The sequence below is a fragment of the Acinetobacter sp. A1-4-2 genome (assembly GCF_040233925.1).
Taxonomy (GTDB): Bacteria; Pseudomonadota; Gammaproteobacteria; order Pseudomonadales; family Moraxellaceae; genus Acinetobacter.
The window spans coordinates 2,074,735-2,090,817 of the sequence record NZ_CP157981.1 but is presented as its reverse complement, the minus strand read 5'-3'; the positions used below and the strand labels follow the sequence as shown (position 1 = coordinate 2,090,817).

10 protein-coding genes, 1 tRNA gene and 2 pseudogenes are annotated in these 16,083 nt (G+C 41.7%); 8 read left to right on the top strand and 5 right to left on the bottom strand.

Translation table 11 applies throughout. The features are described 5' to 3' along the window. Positions 1–156 precede the first annotated feature (156 nt). From dld to ABJ384_RS10250, 3 genes are all read left to right on the top strand, one after another. Complete coding sequence (gene dld / locus ABJ384_RS10260) at positions 157–1,866, top strand: D-lactate dehydrogenase (protein ID WP_349927147.1); 1,710 nt, start codon at positions 157–159, stop codon at positions 1,864–1,866. 182 nt (positions 1,867–2,048) lie between these two features. Beyond that, entirely contained in the window at positions 2,049–4,082 is a 2,034-nt protein-coding gene (locus ABJ384_RS10255) for an NADPH-dependent 2,4-dienoyl-CoA reductase (RefSeq protein ID WP_349927145.1), read from the top strand. 97 nt (positions 4,083–4,179) lie between these two features. Then, positions 4,180–4,269 (top strand) — tRNA-Ser (locus ABJ384_RS10250). A gap of 303 nt (positions 4,270–4,572) precedes the next feature. Here the strand turns inward: ABJ384_RS10250 and ABJ384_RS10245 are convergent. Beyond that, positions 4,573–6,009 (bottom strand): TolC family protein, encoded by a 1,437-nt coding sequence (locus ABJ384_RS10245; RefSeq protein ID WP_349927144.1) that lies wholly within the window; start codon positions 6,007–6,009, stop codon positions 4,573–4,575. A 128-nt stretch (positions 6,010–6,137) separates the two neighbouring features. Here ABJ384_RS10245 and ABJ384_RS10240 point away from each other — a divergent pair, with 128 nt between their 5' ends. The 5 genes and pseudogenes from ABJ384_RS10240 to ABJ384_RS10220 form a co-directional block, all read left to right on the top strand. Further along, on the top strand, positions 6,138–6,758 hold the full coding sequence (locus ABJ384_RS10240) for a TetR/AcrR family transcriptional regulator (protein WP_349927142.1): 621 nt from the start codon (positions 6,138–6,140) through the stop codon (positions 6,756–6,758). Positions 6,759–6,837: 79 nt separating this feature from the next. After that, positions 6,838–7,962, top strand: a pseudogene (locus tag ABJ384_RS10235) (efflux RND transporter periplasmic adaptor subunit). After that, positions 7,959–11,024 carry an efflux RND transporter permease subunit gene (locus ABJ384_RS10230; protein WP_349927140.1) on the top strand — a complete coding sequence of 1,022 codons (3,066 nt, stop codon included), beginning with the start codon at positions 7,959–7,961 and terminating at the stop codon, positions 11,022–11,024. The pseudogene ABJ384_RS10235 and the gene ABJ384_RS10230 overlap by 4 nt, the downstream one beginning before the upstream one ends. A gap of 39 nt (positions 11,025–11,063) precedes the next feature. Next, complete coding sequence (locus tag ABJ384_RS10225; RefSeq protein ID WP_349927138.1) at positions 11,064–11,870, top strand: oxidoreductase; 807 nt, start codon at positions 11,064–11,066, stop codon at positions 11,868–11,870. A gap of 26 nt (positions 11,871–11,896) precedes the next feature. Beyond that, positions 11,897–12,138: pseudogene (locus ABJ384_RS10220) on the top strand (hydrolase or metal-binding protein); the annotation flags it as partial. A 145-nt stretch (positions 12,139–12,283) separates the two neighbouring features. Here the strand turns inward: ABJ384_RS10220 and ABJ384_RS10215 are convergent. The 4 genes from ABJ384_RS10215 to ABJ384_RS10200 are packed head-to-tail and all read right to left on the bottom strand — an operon-like array spanning position 12,284 to position 16,045. Then, the gene (locus ABJ384_RS10215; protein WP_349927136.1) at positions 12,284–13,366 is read right to left on the bottom strand and encodes an alkene reductase; all 1,083 of its coding nucleotides are present in this window, start codon (positions 13,364–13,366) and stop codon (positions 12,284–12,286) included. A 59-nt stretch (positions 13,367–13,425) separates the two neighbouring features. Further along, positions 13,426–13,965: a PaaI family thioesterase gene (locus tag ABJ384_RS10210; protein ID WP_349927134.1), complete on the bottom strand. Its 540-nt coding sequence runs from the start codon at positions 13,963–13,965 to the stop codon at positions 13,426–13,428. A gap of 59 nt (positions 13,966–14,024) precedes the next feature. Continuing rightward, positions 14,025–15,032, bottom strand: coding sequence for an aldo/keto reductase (locus ABJ384_RS10205; protein WP_349927133.1), 1,008 nt, complete (start codon positions 15,030–15,032; stop codon positions 14,025–14,027). A gap of 14 nt (positions 15,033–15,046) precedes the next feature. Continuing rightward, on the bottom strand, positions 15,047–16,045 hold the full coding sequence (locus ABJ384_RS10200) for an NADP-dependent oxidoreductase (protein ID WP_349927131.1): 999 nt from the start codon (positions 16,043–16,045) through the stop codon (positions 15,047–15,049). Between the last annotated feature and the right edge of the window lie 38 nt (positions 16,046–16,083).

The window sequence follows — 16,083 nt, the reverse complement described above, 5'->3', positions numbered from 1 at the left end:
GTTTTGCGGATGACAATGGTTTTGCCTACTTTTCCCGAAAGAAAAGTAGGTCGAACCGAAGGTTAATTCCTGAATCTATAAATAATATTGGAAAGACTCCGCAGTAATGAATACCGTGTTGATTAAGCGCGACAATTCATCAATAGGATATGACAAATGCCATCCAATTTAGATGTACAGCAAACTATTCAAAAACTCATCCACATTGTCGGCAAGCAACATGTATTCACGGATGACAATGACACACGATTATACCGTCAAGGTCGTCGTTACGGTTCCGGCCAAGTGCTGGCCGTGGTCGTCCCGGGTTCATTGCTGGAACAGTGGCAAGTCTTGCAGGCTGCGGTGGACGCAGACTGTATTGTGATTATGCAGGCTGCCAATACCGGTTTAACTGGTGGCTCAACCCCTTTTGGCGATGATTATGACCGTCCAGTGATTTTGATCAACACTCGACGCTTGGTTGGCATTCAAGTGATTAATGATGCGAAACAAGTGGTTTGCTTGCCCGGTGCAACGCTAGACAAACTGGAAAAAGAACTAGCAGTGTTTAATCGTGAGCCGCATTCGGTGATTGGTTCCTCCTGTATAGGTGCATCAGTTTTGGGTGGAGTCTGCAATAACTCGGGTGGTGCATTGGTTCGCCGTGGACCTGCCTATACGGAACTTGCCCTGTATGCCCGAGTAAATGAAACTGGACAACTGGAACTGGTCAATCATTTGGGCATCCAGCTCGGTTCAACACCAGAAGAAATTTTATCCCGACTTGAAAATCAGCAATATCAATTGACTGATATTAAAAATGATCAGCATTGCTGTGCTTCGGATCATCGTTATGCGCATGACGTGACTCAAGTCGATGAGAACACGCCAGCACGTTTTAATGCCGATCCATCGCGTTTGTATGAAGCGTCCGGTTCAGCGGGGAAAGTCTGCGTGTTTGCGGTACGTTTGGATACCTTTGAAAAAATTCCCAGTCAGGTGTTTTATGTCGGCACCAATACCCAGCAAGATTTAACCGCAATCCGCCGTTTTCTACTCACGGGTTTAGCGCGTTTACCGATTGCGGGCGAATATATTCACCGGGTGGCTTACGATATTGGTGCTGAATATGGCAAAGATACCTTCATGTTTATCGAAAAATTCGGAACAGCCAAAGTCCCTGCCGCATTTGCCATGAAAGATAAGGTCGATGGTTACCTGGAAAAAGTCGGCATGAAAGGGCTATCTGATAAAGTCCTGCAAATGCTGAGCAAATTTTTACCGTCGCATTTACCGAAACGCATGAATGAATTCCGGGATTTGTATGAGCATCATCTGGTGCTGCGCATCGAAAATCAGGATGTGGAGCAGGTTCAGCAATTTTTACAGCACTATTTTTCATCTCATAACACTGGAAATTATTTCCACTGTACCGAAGAAGAAGGACGTAAAGCCTTTTTACATCGTTTTGCTGTAGCCGGCGCAGCCATTCGTTATCGCGACACCCATCGTTCAGAAGTGGAAGATATTGTCGCGCTGGACATTGCCTTACGCCGTAATGACCGTGAATGGGTAGAAACTTTGCCGAAGGAAATGGATGAGCTGATTATCCATAAACTTTATTATGGTCATTTTTTATGTCATGTCTTTCATCAGGACTATATTGTGAAAAAAGGTGTTGATCCTTTAGCAATAGAACATCAAATGTGGAGTTTACTGGATGAACGCGGGGCTGAATATCCTGCAGAACATAATGTCGGGCATTTATATGTGGCTAAGCCTGCACTAAAAAACCATTATCAAAAACTGGATCCGACCAATAGCTTTAATGTGGGGATTGGTCATACCTCCAAATTAAAATACTGGAATCAAGAAACAAATTAAAAAACTGAATTATAATAAAAAATAACGGGTTCTATCTCAGGCGCAGTCTAAGCACTGCGCTTTTTTTTATGAAAAATTGACTGTTTCGTCAGACAATGTGTAAAACAAGTCATAAACAAAAGAATAAAAATAGGTAAAGTAATATGCAACAAGTTGCAAAGCCAATATATAAAGGATCCATCATGACAACTCGCTATGCAAATATATTAAAACCGCTACATTTGGGCTTTACGACCATTAAAAACCGTGTCGTGATGGGTTCCATGCATACTGGTCTGGAAGACCGTTTTTATAATTATCCTAAATTGGCCGCATATTTTGGCGAACGGGCAAAAGGTGGTGTAGGTCTGATTATCACTGGGGGGATTTCCCCAAACCGTCAGGGCTGGTTGCTTCCTGCGGGCGGTACCATGAATAATTTGGCGGATGTGGCGCCGCATCGTTTGGTGACACATGCTGTACATAAGCATGGTGCAAAAATTTTAATGCAGATTTTGCATTCTGGCCGTTACGGCTATCAGCCTTTTGTGGTTTCTGCCAGCCCGATTAAATCTCCAATTTCACCTTTTAAACCGCGTCAAATGAGTGAAAAGCAGATTTTAGAGACTATTGAGGATTATGCACACACGGCCAGCATTGCCAAAAAAGCCGGCTATGATGGTGTGGAAATTATGGGTTCTGAAGGCTATTTGCTGAATCAGTTTTTAAGCCGTCATGTCAATCAGCGTAGCGACCACTGGGGCGGTGACATTGAAAACCGCATGCGTTTGGCAGTAGATATTGTCAAAGCCATTCGTGAAAAAGTCGGTGAAAAATTTATTATCTGTTTCCGTTTGTCCATGCTCGATTTAGTACATGATGGCAACACCATGCAGGAAGTGATTACGGTGGCACAGGCTCTGGAAAAAGCCGGAGTTACCTTGCTAAATACGGGTATAGGCTGGCATGAAGCACGTATTCCGACCATTGTCACTTCCGTACCGCGTGCAGCGTTTACCGATTACACGGCAGAAGTGAAAAAGCATGTCGCTATTCCTGTGATTGCCTCTAACCGGATTAACATGCCTGAAACGGCCGAAGCCATTTTGGCTGCTGGAAAAGCCGATATGGTGCAGATGGCGCGACCATTGTTGGCGGATGCTTTCTGGGTCAGCAAGACGGCAACCAATCGAGTGGATGAAATTAATACCTGTATTGCTTGTAACCAAGCCTGTTTGGACCATACCTTTAAAAATAAACGTGCAACCTGTCTGGTCAATCCGCGTGCGGCCTATGAAACAGAACTGGTATATGTAAAAACCAAGGCACCGAAAAAAATTGCCGTTGTCGGTGGTGGTGTGGCAGGCATGTCGGCTGCAACGGTAGCTGCCAGTCGGGGGCATAAAGTCACATTATTTGAAGCAAGCCATGAAGTGGGTGGGCAGTTCAATCTGGCTAAAGTGGTACCGGGTAAAGAAGAATTCCATGAAACCATCCGTTATTTTAAAGTTCAGATTGAAAGAACTGGGGTAGAACTGCGCTTAAATACCAAAGTGAATCGTGAACAACTGGAACGTGAAGGCTTTGATGAGGTCGTGGTTGCGACTGGAGTTGTTCCGCGTGCCTTAAATATTGAAGGCAGTCAGGCACCGCAAGTGTTGTCTTATGCAGAAGTGTTGCGTGGAGCAGCAGTTGGCAATCGGGTGGCGGTGATTGGTGCCGGTGGTATTGGTTTTGATGTATCCGAGTTTTTATTAAAACCTGAACATCAGCCACAGCCGCAACCTCTGGCTGACTGGCAACGGGAGTGGGGCATTGACCCGAATCCGAACTATACTTCTGAGGGTGGCATACAAGCTGCCGAAGTGGCTCATCCTGTCCGTGAAATTTATCTCTTGCAACGTAAAACGACACCGCTGGGGATTGGCTTGGGTAAAACCACAGGTTGGGTGCATCGTGCGCAATTGAAAAAACACGCTGTGAAGATGCTACGTGGTGTGCAATACAAGTCTGTGACCAATGAAGGTTTATGGATTGAAACCAATGGCCACGATCAATTGTTACGTGTAGATACTGTGGTAGTGTGTGCAGGACAGGAGTCAGTCAAAGACATTATGCCAACGGCGGATGAATTTACCTTGGCGAATTACCATATTATTGGTGGTGCCAAACTGGCGGCAGAGCTTGATGCCAAGCGTGCAATTCGTGAGGGTGCCGAATTGGCAGCCAAATTATAATTTTTAAAGTTAATTTGGTGAAACAATATTCATTTGAATAGTTTGCTTGTAATTTTTACTTGTCAGTTTTTAAAAAGATCCGTATTATGGCGCACATGGAAGCGTGGCAGAGCGGTTTAATGCACCGGTCTTGAAAACCGACGAGGGTGTGAGTCCTCCGTGAGTTCGAATCTCACCGCTTCCGCCAAATATCTAAATAAGCCCTTGTTTTTACAAGGGCTTATTTTTTATCTGTAGTTTTCCCCTCACCCTACCCCACATTAAAATTTGGATTGAATTGGCTTCATTAAGTTGTATTCGGAAGATAAAGGAATGCAGTTTAAAAAATGCTGTCTAAAGCAAACTATATTTATAATGCCACTACAAGGGTAATTGGGCCGTTTAAGATGGCATGATTTAAATCGTGTGTACTTAAAGACTGGCGTACGGATTGTTCTCGCATAATATTCTCGCTTTATAAACTGCTCGTCATAGAGGCAATAGAGGTGCTTCAAAATTTTTGAGGTTGCCAGCCGCCACCCAGAGATTTGTAAACTGCTACAGCGGCAAGGGCTGAATCAGTTTGTGCTTGAAGCTTTCTATCTGAAAATTGCAAAGCATTTGAATCTGCTTGTAATACTTCTATTCGACTGTTAATCCCTTTTTTATAGGCAATTAGAGCAATTTTCTGTGCATGCTTTAATGCATTTTCTCCATCTTGAAGAGCGATTAACTGCTCTTGTTGTTTGGACAGGGTTGTTAAAGAATTTTCTACATCTTCTGCTGCATGTAAGACGGCTAATTGATAGGCTGCAAGCATTTCAGCTTCTTGCCCTTTAGCTAAGCGAATTTCTGCATTGATTCGACCAAAATCAAATAAGCGCCAGCGCAAACCTAATAAGCCCGCAGCCTGATTTGCACCACTTGAAAATAAGTTTCCACTTGCTGTAGTTGCACTACCTACCAAACCGCCTAAAGACACCTTTGGGTAATATTCTGAAATCGCACTGCCAATGCGTGCATTTGAAGCTGCCAATTGTCTTTCAGCCATGATGAGATCCGGTCGTCTACGTAAAAGATCACGAGGTGTTCCTGTTTCGGCAATGTGAGGGATAACCGGAATTGGTTTTACTTCAGCTAGTTCTGCTCGGTGAGTTCCCGGTACGGTTTCAAGCATGACATCGAGAGCATTCATCGCAATGTCTAGATTCATTCCAAGAACAGGAACAACAGTTTGAACTTGAGCAACATTCGCTTTAGCTTGTTTGACCTGAAATTCGGAAGCTAATCCTTTGCTGTATAAAAGATTAATGGTTGAAAGAAGTTGTTGTTGAGTTTGTAATTGTTGATGGGCAATATCTAGTCGAGATTGTAAGCCGCGAATATTAATATAGATATTGGCAGTTTGAGCTGCGACCATTAAACGGACGGCTGAGGCTCCTGCGTTTGACGACTGATAATTTGCAAGAGCAGCTTCACGATCTCTGCGAAGGCCTCCAAAAATATCTAACTCCCAAGTTGCACTTAAATTTGCGTCATAAGAACGACCATGTCGGTCAAAATCTGGCATTGAATTTAAAACTTGCCCCAACGGTGTTTCAACAGATTGGTAAACTTTTGCTGCTTGTGCACCAACAGTACCTATTGGTTGTAAAGAGGCATTAGCTGCCGACAATCCTGCCTGAACTTGAGTCACTCGAGTATATGCTTGAGTTAGATCAAGATTTTGTTTTAACGCTAATGTGACATATCGAGTCAGTTGAGGATCATTAAAACTTTGCCACCATACGGCAATATCTGCTTTGCTATAGTCATTTGATGAGTTCAAGGGAGTGCCAAGGTATTGCTCGGGTAGAGATATATGAGGGCGTTTATAATTAGGGCCTACGGTACATGCAGTAAGAGTACTTACGATGATTGGTAGGAGAACGATAGATCTAGATAACATATTTCCCCCAAGACGAGATTTTGAGTAATGAGTTAATTGTGACTATAATACAATTTAGTCACTTGTTGTCAATATCGTTTCGCAAGAGTTAAACTGCAACTTTCAGATAAAGGTTTAAATTGAAAAATATGAGTAAAGAAAAAAGTAGTTATCCTGTTTCAAAGCGAGGACCGGAAGATCATGAGGTAAGGAATCAGATTGTGGTTGCTGCTACAGAACATTTCAGCCGCTATGGTTATGAGAAAACTACAGTTTCTGATCTTGCAAAAACTATAGGTTTTTCTAAAGCTTATATTTATAAATTTTTTGAATCTAAACAAGCGATTGGCGAAGTGATATGTGCCAATTGTTTACATGAAATTGAAGATGAAGTTAATACTGCCATTCAAAAAGCTGAATATCCAGCTGAAAAATTAAGAGTGTTATTTAAAGTAATTGTTGAAGCAAGCCTTCGTTTATTTTCTCAAGAGCGTAAGCTTTATGAAATTGCCGCTTCAGCCGCGTCTGAGAAATGGGATGCTACGGTCGCTTATGAAAATCGAATTCTTAAATTACTACAAAACATTATTCAAGAAGGTCGTCAATCTGGTGATTTTGAAAGAAAAACTCCAATTGATGAAGCAGTCAAGGCTATTTATTTAGTCATGAGACCTTATCTGCACCCACTACTTTTACAACATAGTATTTCATATAACACTGATGCTCCAACCTTGCTTTCTAGCCTTGTGTTAAGAAGTTTATCACCATAATAAACTTGTGACTATTGACTAAATTGGTCACTTGATTAAAAATGAGTCTCCTGATTAATTTTTTAAGGGGGGCTCAAATATGCTTTATCGTCGCCTTATTCCGTTTACAGCAATATGTATATTTCCTTTTTTCTTGCTCGGTTGTGCTTAAAATACGCAATCTGACCCCCGTACTTCGGCGCCGTTAGTACGAGTCGCAACTGTACAAGACGAAATCACTTCTGATTCAAGAGCATTCACAGGCACGATAGGGGCACGGGTAGAAAGTGATCTGGGTTTTCGTGTCTCTGGTAAAGTCATCAAACGATTTGTTGAAGCAGGCCAGACAGTAAAGCGCGGCCAGTTACTGATGCGTATTGATCCGGTCGATTTAGAACTTGCTGCCAAAGCCCAGCAAGAAGCTGTGGGTGCAGCCAGAGCCCGTGCAGAACAAGCAGAGAAAGATGAAGCCCGATATCAGGACTTACGAGGAAGCGGGGCTATTTCTGCTTCTGCCTATGATCAGATTAAAGCAGCAGCGGATACGGCGAGAGCGCAGCTCAGTTCGACTCAAGCTCAAGCTAGGGTTGCATTAAACGCGAGTCATTATGCCGATTTAATTGCGGATGGTGATGGTACGATTATGGAAACACTGGTCGAACCAGGTCAGGTTGTCAGTGCGGGTCAAACAGTCATTCGCTTAGCTCATTCTGGTCAAAGGGAAGCAATCATTCAGCTTCCAGAGACATTACGTCCTGCAATAGGTGCCATTGGTCAAGCTACACTCTTTGGTAAAGAAAATATAAGTGTCCCAGCTAAACTTAGACAGTTATCAAATACAGCAGATCAACTCAATCGTACTTTTGAGGCACGTTTCGTCTTAGAAGGCGATTTAGCAAACGCTCCTTTAGGTTCAACGGTTACTGTACGTATTGCCAATCAAAATCAGAGTTCACAACATTTTTTACAAGTGCCAGTCGGTTCCTTACTTGATAAGGGCAAGGGAGCTGGAGTCTGGGTCATTAATGGAAAAACTCAGAAAGTAACATGGCGTCCCGTTGTTGTTAAACAGCTTGATGATGAATATGCCTATGTCACTGGCAATATTCAAAGTGGGGATAAAATAGTTGCTTTAGGTGCACACTTGCTTCGCGAAGGTGAATTGGTACGTATTGCATCACAAGCGAGTCATCCTTCAGTTGGAAATGAAGGGGACCACTCATGAGTGAGAAAGGTTTTAACTTATCGGCCCTTGCTGTGCGTGAACGCGGTATCACGCTATTTTTGATTTTTTTGATTTCAATTGCAGGCATCGTTGCTTTTTTTAAATTAGGTCGAGCCGAAGATCCAGCTTTTACAGTGAAGGTGATGACCATTGTGACGGCTTGGCCAGGGGCAACTGCTCAAGAGATGCAAGATCAAGTTGCTGAAAAAATCGAAAAACGGATGCAAGAGCTACGTTGGTATGATCGAACAGAAACCTATACCAGACCAGGGCTGGCTTTTACGACACTGACCTTACTTGATAGTACGCCTCCATCACTGGTTCAGGAGGAATTCTATCAAGCAAGGAAGAAAGTAAATGATGAAATGAGTAACTTACCTGCTGGTGTAATTGGACCATTTGTTAATGATGAATATGCAGATGTAACTTTTGCTTTATTTGCTTTAAAGGCAAAAAATGAAGCACATAGATTATTAGTGCGTGATGCAGAAACAATTCGACAGCAGCTACTTCATGTGCCGGGCGTAAAGAAAGTCAATATTATTGGTGAGCAATCTGAACGTATCTATATTGAATTTTCACATGAGCGTTTGGCAACCCTAGGCATAAATCCGCAAGATGTATTTGCTGCACTGAATAATCAGAATGTGCTTACTCCAGCGGGTTCCATTGAAACCAAAGGTCCTCAAGTTTTTGTCAGATTAGATGGTGCTTTTGATAAGTTACAAAAAATTCGTGATACCCCGATAACAGCTCAAGGTCGCACCTTGAAATTGTCAGATATTGCGACTGTTAAACGTGGTACTGAAGATCCTGCAACATTCATGATTCGTAATGGTGGGGAACCAACCTTACTGTTGGGCGTGGTGATGCGCGAAGGATGGAATGGATTAGATCTTGGTAAATCATTAGAGAAAGAAGTTGGTTCAATTAATCAAGATTTACCTCTGGGCATCAGTTTAAGCAAAGTGACTGATCAAGCGGTCAATATTAGCTCATCGGTAGATGAGTTCATGATTAAGTTCTTTGCAGCATTGCTTGTGGTCATGTTTGTAAGCTTTATTAGCATGGGGTGGCGCGTTGGCGTGGTGGTTGCTATGGCCGTGCCACTCACATTAGCTATTGTTTTTGTAGTGATGTTGGCAACGGGTAAAAACTTTGACCGGATTACACTGGGCTCGCTTATTCTTGCTTTGGGACTATTAGTTGATGATGCCATTATTGCGATTGAAATGATGGTCGTAAAAATGGAAGAGGGCTTTAATCGTATAGCAGCTTCCGCTTATGCATGGAGCCACACAGCGGCACCGATGCTTTCTGGAACATTAGTCACCGCTGTTGGGTTTATGCCAAATGGTTTTGCCCGCTCTACAGCGGGTGAATATACCAGCAATATGTTTTGGATTGTTGGTATTGCACTTATTGCATCATGGATTGTTGCTGTAGTTTTTACACCTTATTTAGGTGTGAAAATGTTACCCAACTTTAAGAAAGTTGAAGGCGGTCATACTGCAATTTATGACACACCACGATATAACCGTTTCCGTCAAATTCTTGAACGTGTGATTGCACGTAAATGGCTTGTTGCCGGCAGTGTTATCGGGCTATTTGTTTTAGCCGTAGGCGGAATGGCATTGGTGAAAAAACAATTTTTTCCAATCTCTGACCGACCTGAAGTGCTTGTTGAAGTACAGATGCCTTATGGAGCATCGATTACGCAAACAAGTGCTGCGACAGCCAAAGTTGAGGCTTGGTTATCTAAGCAACATGAAGCAAAGATTGTGACATCGTATATGGGTCAAGGTGCACCTCGTTTTTATTTTGCGATGGGGCCTGAATTACCAGATCCATCCTTTGCCAAGATTGTGGTGCGAACTGACAATCAAGAAGAACGTGAAGCGTTAAAACACCGCTTAAGACAAGCTATTTCAAATGGGCTGGCTCCTGAAGCGCAGCTACGTGTAACACAACTTGTGTTTGGACCCTATTCGCCATATCCAGTAGCTTACCGAGTTTCAGGCCCTGATTCAGAAAAATTACGAGTGATTGCAGCTCAGGTTCAGCAAGTTATGAATGCTAGCCCAATGATGCGAACTGTAAATACGGACTGGGGAACTCGTGTGCCAGCCCTGCATTTCACATTGGAACAAGACCGTCTACAAGCAGTGGGCTTAACATCAAGTTCAGTCGCACAGCAATTACAGTTTTTGTTAACCGGTATTCCAATTACATCTGTGCGTGAAGATATTCGTACCGTACAGGTGATTGCTCATTCAGCGGGTGATATAAGACTAGACCCTGCCAAAATTGGTGATTTCACACTGACTGGCGCAAATGGACAACATATTCCTTTAGCACAAATTGGCAAAATTGAAGTTCGCATGGAAGAACCTGTTATCCGTCGTCGAGATCGGGTGCCAACAATGACCGTTCGTGGAGATATTGCTGATGGATTACAACCACCCGATGTATCTACCGCAATTACCAAACAGCTTCAACCAGTTATTAAAGATTTACCAAAGGGATATCAGATTGTAGAGGCTGGTTCTATTGAAGAGTCAGGTAAAGCCACTAAAGCCATGCTTCCTATTTTTCCAATTATGTTGGCAATGACACTACTCATTATCATTCTTCAAGTGAGGTCTATTGCTGCAATGATTATGGTGTTTTTAACCAGCCCGTTGGGATTAATAGGCGTGGTACCAACGCTTCTGTTATTTCAGCAGCCCTTTGGTATTAATGCATTAGTCGGGTTGATTGCATTGTCCGGAATCTTGATGCGAAACACACTCATCTTAATTGGACAAATTCAGCAAAATAAACAAGCGGGGCTAGATCCGTTAAATGCCGTGGTTGAGGCTACAGTACAACGGGCCAGACCTGTAATTTTGACAGCTTTAGCAGCCATTTTAGCTTTCATTCCTCTGACTCACTCAGTGTTTTGGGGAACGCTTGCTTACACACTCATTGGCGGAACGCTTGCAGGCACCATTTTGACTTTGGTTTTTCTACCAGCAATGTATTCGATCTGGTTCAAGATCGGGGCTAAACCAGCGGTTTAATGATCAAACTTTCAAAATTAAAAAGTTATAGGAGTTCATATGTCAAACTCAAAAGTTGTTGTAATTACAGGTGTTTCATCTGGCATTGGGCAAGTTACAGCAGAAAAATTTGCTAAACTCGGCCATAAAGTTTTCGGTACAGTCAGAAATAAGGTTAAAGCTCAACCTATAGAAGGCGTTGAACTTGTTGAGATGGATGTGTCAGATGAAGATTCTGTCCAGCTCGGGATTCATTCTATTATTGATCAAGCTGGCCATATCGATATTTTAATAAATAATGCTGGAGCAAGCTTAATTGGTGCAGTAGAGGAGACCTCGATAAAAGAAGCAGAATTTTTATTTAACACCAATGTGTTTAGCATTCTGCGTACCACACAAGCGGTATTGCCTTATATGCGAATACAGCATTTTGGAAGAATTATAAATGTTAGTTCAGTATTGGGTTTCTTACCTTCACCGTATATGGGGTTATATTCGGCTACTAAACATGCGGTTGAAGGGTTGTCTGAGTCTTTAGATCACGAGCTTCGCCAATTTGGAATTCGCGTATCAATTGTTCAGCCTTCATTTACTAAAACCAATTTAGATAAGAATGCACCCGTAGCAAGTACAAAAATTCCTGAATATGACAATGAGCGCAACTTAGCTACTCATGCCATCTTAAAACAGATTGATCAGGCTCCTCAGCCCGATAGTGTTGCTGAGACAATTGTTACAGCGGCACTCAATGATTGGCAAATGTGCCGTACACCATCTGGGCAAGCCTCTTTATTGAGTAAATTGCGTCGATTTATGCCGAGTGGTCCAGTTGATAAAAGTATTAGAAAGACCTTTGGTTTGAATTAAATTTTAATTTATTTATTTCAATAAATCAGATCTATCAGAAGAGTAAACTGTGTGGTTTTAACCAATCTGCTTTAGATCAAGTGGCCTTACAGGGTTATGGCAATCAGAGGTTTGAGCTAAACTCTGAGGAGGGATTGGATACAGTCGATGATTTCTATTTAAATTTTAAGTCAGTTAGAGGCTAAAAATCGATTAATTTAAACAATATAATGTTTTTATTGAGGATATTCAGCAACGGTTGCAACAGTCGGTTCAAGCTTTGAATTAGCAAAAGGAGGTAATTTACCTCCTTTATTTTTTGCCAAAGATCATATCAATTATTTATACAAATGCTGAGAAAACCTCAATACAAGTCATTTATTAATAATGAATAACTACATCGAGACAATATTCACTGTTAGTCGTTATATGCATTAACCTATATAGCTGGGATAGTCGGTATAACCTTCCGCCCCTCCACCGTACAATGTTGCAGGATTTAACTCAGCCAATGGAAGGCCGTGTTTTAAACGTTCAACTAAGTCTGGATTGCTAATAAATAATTTTCCAAAAGCAAATAGGTCAGCTTCGTCAGATTCAAGGTGAGCATTCGCAAGTTCTAAATCATAACCATTATTGGCTAAATAGGTCTGCTCAAAACGGTTGCGTATAGCAGAGTAATCGAAAGGCGCTATGTTACGTGGTCCGCCTGTAGCACCTTCAACGACATGCAAATAGACGATACCGAGTTGATTGAGTTGTTCAGTAATGTAATTGTACTGAGGTTGAGGATCACTACAACTTATACCGTTAGCAGGAGATACAGGAGATATACGGACACCTGTTCGATTAGCACCAATTTCACTGACTATAGCTTCAACCACTTCAAGTAATAATCGTGCTCGATTTTCGATAGATCCACCATATATATCAGTACGTTGGTTGGCACCATCTTTTATAAATTGTTCTAGTAAATATCCATTCGCAGCATGAATTTCAACACCATCAAATCCAGCAGTAATGGCATTTGCTGCCGCTTGGCGGAAATCTGAAATAATGGCGGGAATTTCATATAATTCTAATGCTCGGGGTTCAGATACTTCAGTAAATGTATTATTTACAAAAGTCTTTGTGTCTGCCCGAATCGCTGAAGGGGCGACAGGACTTGCCCCATTAGGTTGCAAATCAACATGAGAAATTCGCCCAACATGCCATAATTGAACAAAGATTTTTCCACCCTTTGCATGTACGGCATTTGTTACTTTTCGCCAAGCATCAATTTGTTCAGTCGTGTATAGTCCAGGTGTATCTTGATATCCTTGAGCTTGTGGAGAAACTTGGGTTGCTTCTGTAATAATAAGACCTGCGCTAGCACGCTGAGCATAATAATCAGCAGCAAACTCACTTGGCACAAGTCCTTTCCCTGCGCGGTTGCGTGTGAGTGGAGCCATTACAATACGATTGTTGAGTTCAATGTTGCCTAATTGATAAGAACTAAAAAGGGTTTTATCTGTCATGTTACACCTCTAAATTTAATAATGATGTTGAATCAAAAAATCTGCGTTTTTAAAATTTGTTATGACGTTTTTTTAGGAGCATCGAAAATAAGGCATGTCGTTGTCGCATGTGCATATAATTTTCCATCAGGCCCTATTATTCGTCCTTCAGCAGTCGCTGTTTGGCGTCCGACATGGACGATTTTTCCCTCTGCTCGTACAAGAGGGGTCGCATCTGTTAGTGCACGTACCATATTCACTTTGAGTTCAAGCGTGGTATAAGCTTTCCCAGCAGGGAGTGTAGTATGAATAGCGCAAGCAACAGCTGAATCAAGTAAAGTACAAAACCAACCTCCATGTACAGTTCCTAAAGGATTATAATGTTTGCGTTGTGGTCGGCCTTGAAAGACTGCAATCCCATATTCCATATGCACAGGAATATAGTCGAGCGTTTCTCCAATTGGAGGTGAGGGAAGCTCACCAGAAAAAATAGCCTCAAAAACCTCTAATCCTGAGCGTTGAGTTAACTCTGATAAGTGCACAGAATCTGGTGGGCCTAGATGCTTAAGAATTTTCTGTTCAGTTTCTTCCCATTCTTTGAGAACGTCATTTACTTCCATAACTATAAGTCCAGTTTGAATACTAAGAATTGAGAATGTCTAATTATAGTTACTAAAATTTAAGCAATAATGGCTTTATGCTTTACATCAATATTTAATATAGGTAATCGCTTTTGATCTGAAGTTGTAATTTGACTGACTGAATCGAGTAGTTGGATTTGATCAGGTGACAATACAACATCAATTGCTCCTAAATTACTTTTTGCTTGTTGTAGAGATTTTGGACCAATAATAGGAATGGTTCCATGTGTACCTGCCCAAGCAATTGCCACCTGATCAGCAGATACATTTAATTCATTAGCAATTGAAAGCACTGCATCTAAAATTGCTGTACGTTGAATCGAGTTTTCTTGCTGAAAAACCTTGCCGCCGAAACCCTCTTCACGGCCTTTTTCACCCTTTCGATATTTACCCGTAAGCATTCCTCCACCTAAAGGAGACCATGTCACCATCCCTAATCCTAATGCTTGAGAAGCTGGAATTAAATCGGCTTCAGGCTCACGACAGACCAAACTATGTTGGAATTGTGCCGCTGCAATAGGCACTGTATTTTTAAGTTCCGCAATAGTTGCTGCACGAGATAGTCGCCATGCTGGAAAATTTGATAGACCTGCATACAGAATCTTTCCGGCACGAGCCAAATCCTCTAGCCCCCTTAGAATTTCTTCGCTCGGTGTAACATTATCAGGATGATGTACCCAGTAAAGATCAATATAATCCGTTTTCAATCTGCGTAGACTTTGCTCAACTGAATAAAGCATTGCTTTTCGGCTATTTCCTTTATGTAGTTGATTGGTATTAAGCGAAGCACCATCCGAAAATTTAGTGGCTAAGACAACCTCGTGGCGAATACCTTGTAATAAGTCACCTAGAATTTGCTCAGATTGTCCAAATTGATAAACATCTGCTGTGTCTATAAAATTGCCGCCTACATCCAGATATGCATCCAATACTAATTTGGCGTCTTCTGGTGAGGAACCATAGCCCCAACCTGTACCAAAGTTACCAGTACCTAAAGCAATTTGTGAAACATTTAAACCTGTTTGACCAAATAATTGATAATTCATATTTATCTCCACTTTTATTCAGAAATTTTTAAAATGACTTTGCCTTTTGCCCGTCCAGTATTTACATAGTGGAAAGCATCTTTAATCTCGCTAAATGTATAAGTCTTATCGACCACTGGGTTTATTTTTCCAGACTCGACTAATTTTGAAATTTCAGATAACTGTTGACCATTCGGCTGCATAAACAGAAATGAATAGGAAATATCGCGTTTTTTTGCTTTATGCCGGATTGACCAACTTAAAAGCGGAATAACACATTTTAGAAACCAGTTTGGATTAACTGCCTCTGCAAAAGCATGATCGGGAGGTCCTGAAATACTAATAAGACGTCCACCGCGTTTAAGAACGTTCAGTGATTTTTCTAAGATTTTTCCGCCTTGGGTATCTAAAACTACGTCGTAGTCTTTAAGCTCTTGCTCAAAGTCCATTGTTTTATAGTCAATGATCGTATCTGCACCTAATGCTTTGACCCAAGGAATATTTTTCTCACTTGTCGTGGTTGCAACAGTTGCACCTAAATGTTTGGCAAGCTGAATCGCAATTGAACCCACACCGCCTGAACCAGCATGAATTAATACTTTTTGTCCTGCTTTAACTTTCGCAATTTCGACCAAGGCTTGCCATGCAGTCAAGGAAACAAGCGGCAGAGACGCTGCAAGTTCCATAGAAATATTTTGTGGCTTAAGCGCTAGTGATGACTGTTGAACGACTGTATATTCTGCAAAAGCACCGTTTAGATCTGTCTTGGCATAGACTTCATCTCCGACTTTAAATTGTGACACCTTCGAGCCTACCTCTACGACAGTACCTGCAAAGTCATTGCCTAAGATGAAAGGAAATGGGACGGGCAGAATTGCTTTAAATTCACCTTCTAAAACTCTTAAATCGAGTGGGTTAATACTGGCTGCATGCACTTTAACAAGTACCGCATTTTCGGTTAGAGATGGTTTCGGTTGTTCATCAATTTGTACATCATTAATATTGCCGTAGCGGGTTATATAAGCTGCTTTCATTTTAAACCTCTATTATTTTGAAATTTTTAATGTTTTAG

What these genes read in the sequence shown, in the direction of transcription:
- ABJ384_RS10255 (WP_349927145.1), top strand. Translation starts at nt 2,049, where the DNA reads ATGACAACTCGCTATGCAAATATATTAAAACCGCTACATTTGGGCTTT.
- ABJ384_RS10225 (WP_349927138.1), top strand. Translation starts at nt 11,064, where the DNA reads ATGTCAAACTCAAAAGTTGTTGTAATTACAGGTGTTTCATCTGGCATT.
- ABJ384_RS10200 (WP_349927131.1), bottom strand. Translation starts at nt 16,045, where the DNA reads ATGAAAGCAGCTTATATAACCCGCTACGGCAATATTAATGATGTACAA.
- ABJ384_RS10245 (WP_349927144.1), bottom strand. Translation starts at nt 6,009, where the DNA reads ATGTTATCTAGATCTATCGTTCTCCTACCAATCATCGTAAGTACTCTT.
- dld (WP_349927147.1), top strand. Translation starts at nt 157, where the DNA reads ATGCCATCCAATTTAGATGTACAGCAAACTATTCAAAAACTCATCCAC.
- ABJ384_RS10205 (WP_349927133.1), bottom strand. Translation starts at nt 15,032, where the DNA reads ATGAATTATCAATTATTTGGTCAAACAGGTTTAAATGTTTCACAAATT.
- ABJ384_RS10230 (WP_349927140.1), top strand. Translation starts at nt 7,959, where the DNA reads ATGAGTGAGAAAGGTTTTAACTTATCGGCCCTTGCTGTGCGTGAACGC.
- ABJ384_RS10240 (WP_349927142.1), top strand. Translation starts at nt 6,138, where the DNA reads ATGAGTAAAGAAAAAAGTAGTTATCCTGTTTCAAAGCGAGGACCGGAA.
- ABJ384_RS10215 (WP_349927136.1), bottom strand. Translation starts at nt 13,366, where the DNA reads ATGACAGATAAAACCCTTTTTAGTTCTTATCAATTAGGCAACATTGAA.
- ABJ384_RS10210 (WP_349927134.1), bottom strand. Translation starts at nt 13,965, where the DNA reads ATGGAAGTAAATGACGTTCTCAAAGAATGGGAAGAAACTGAACAGAAA.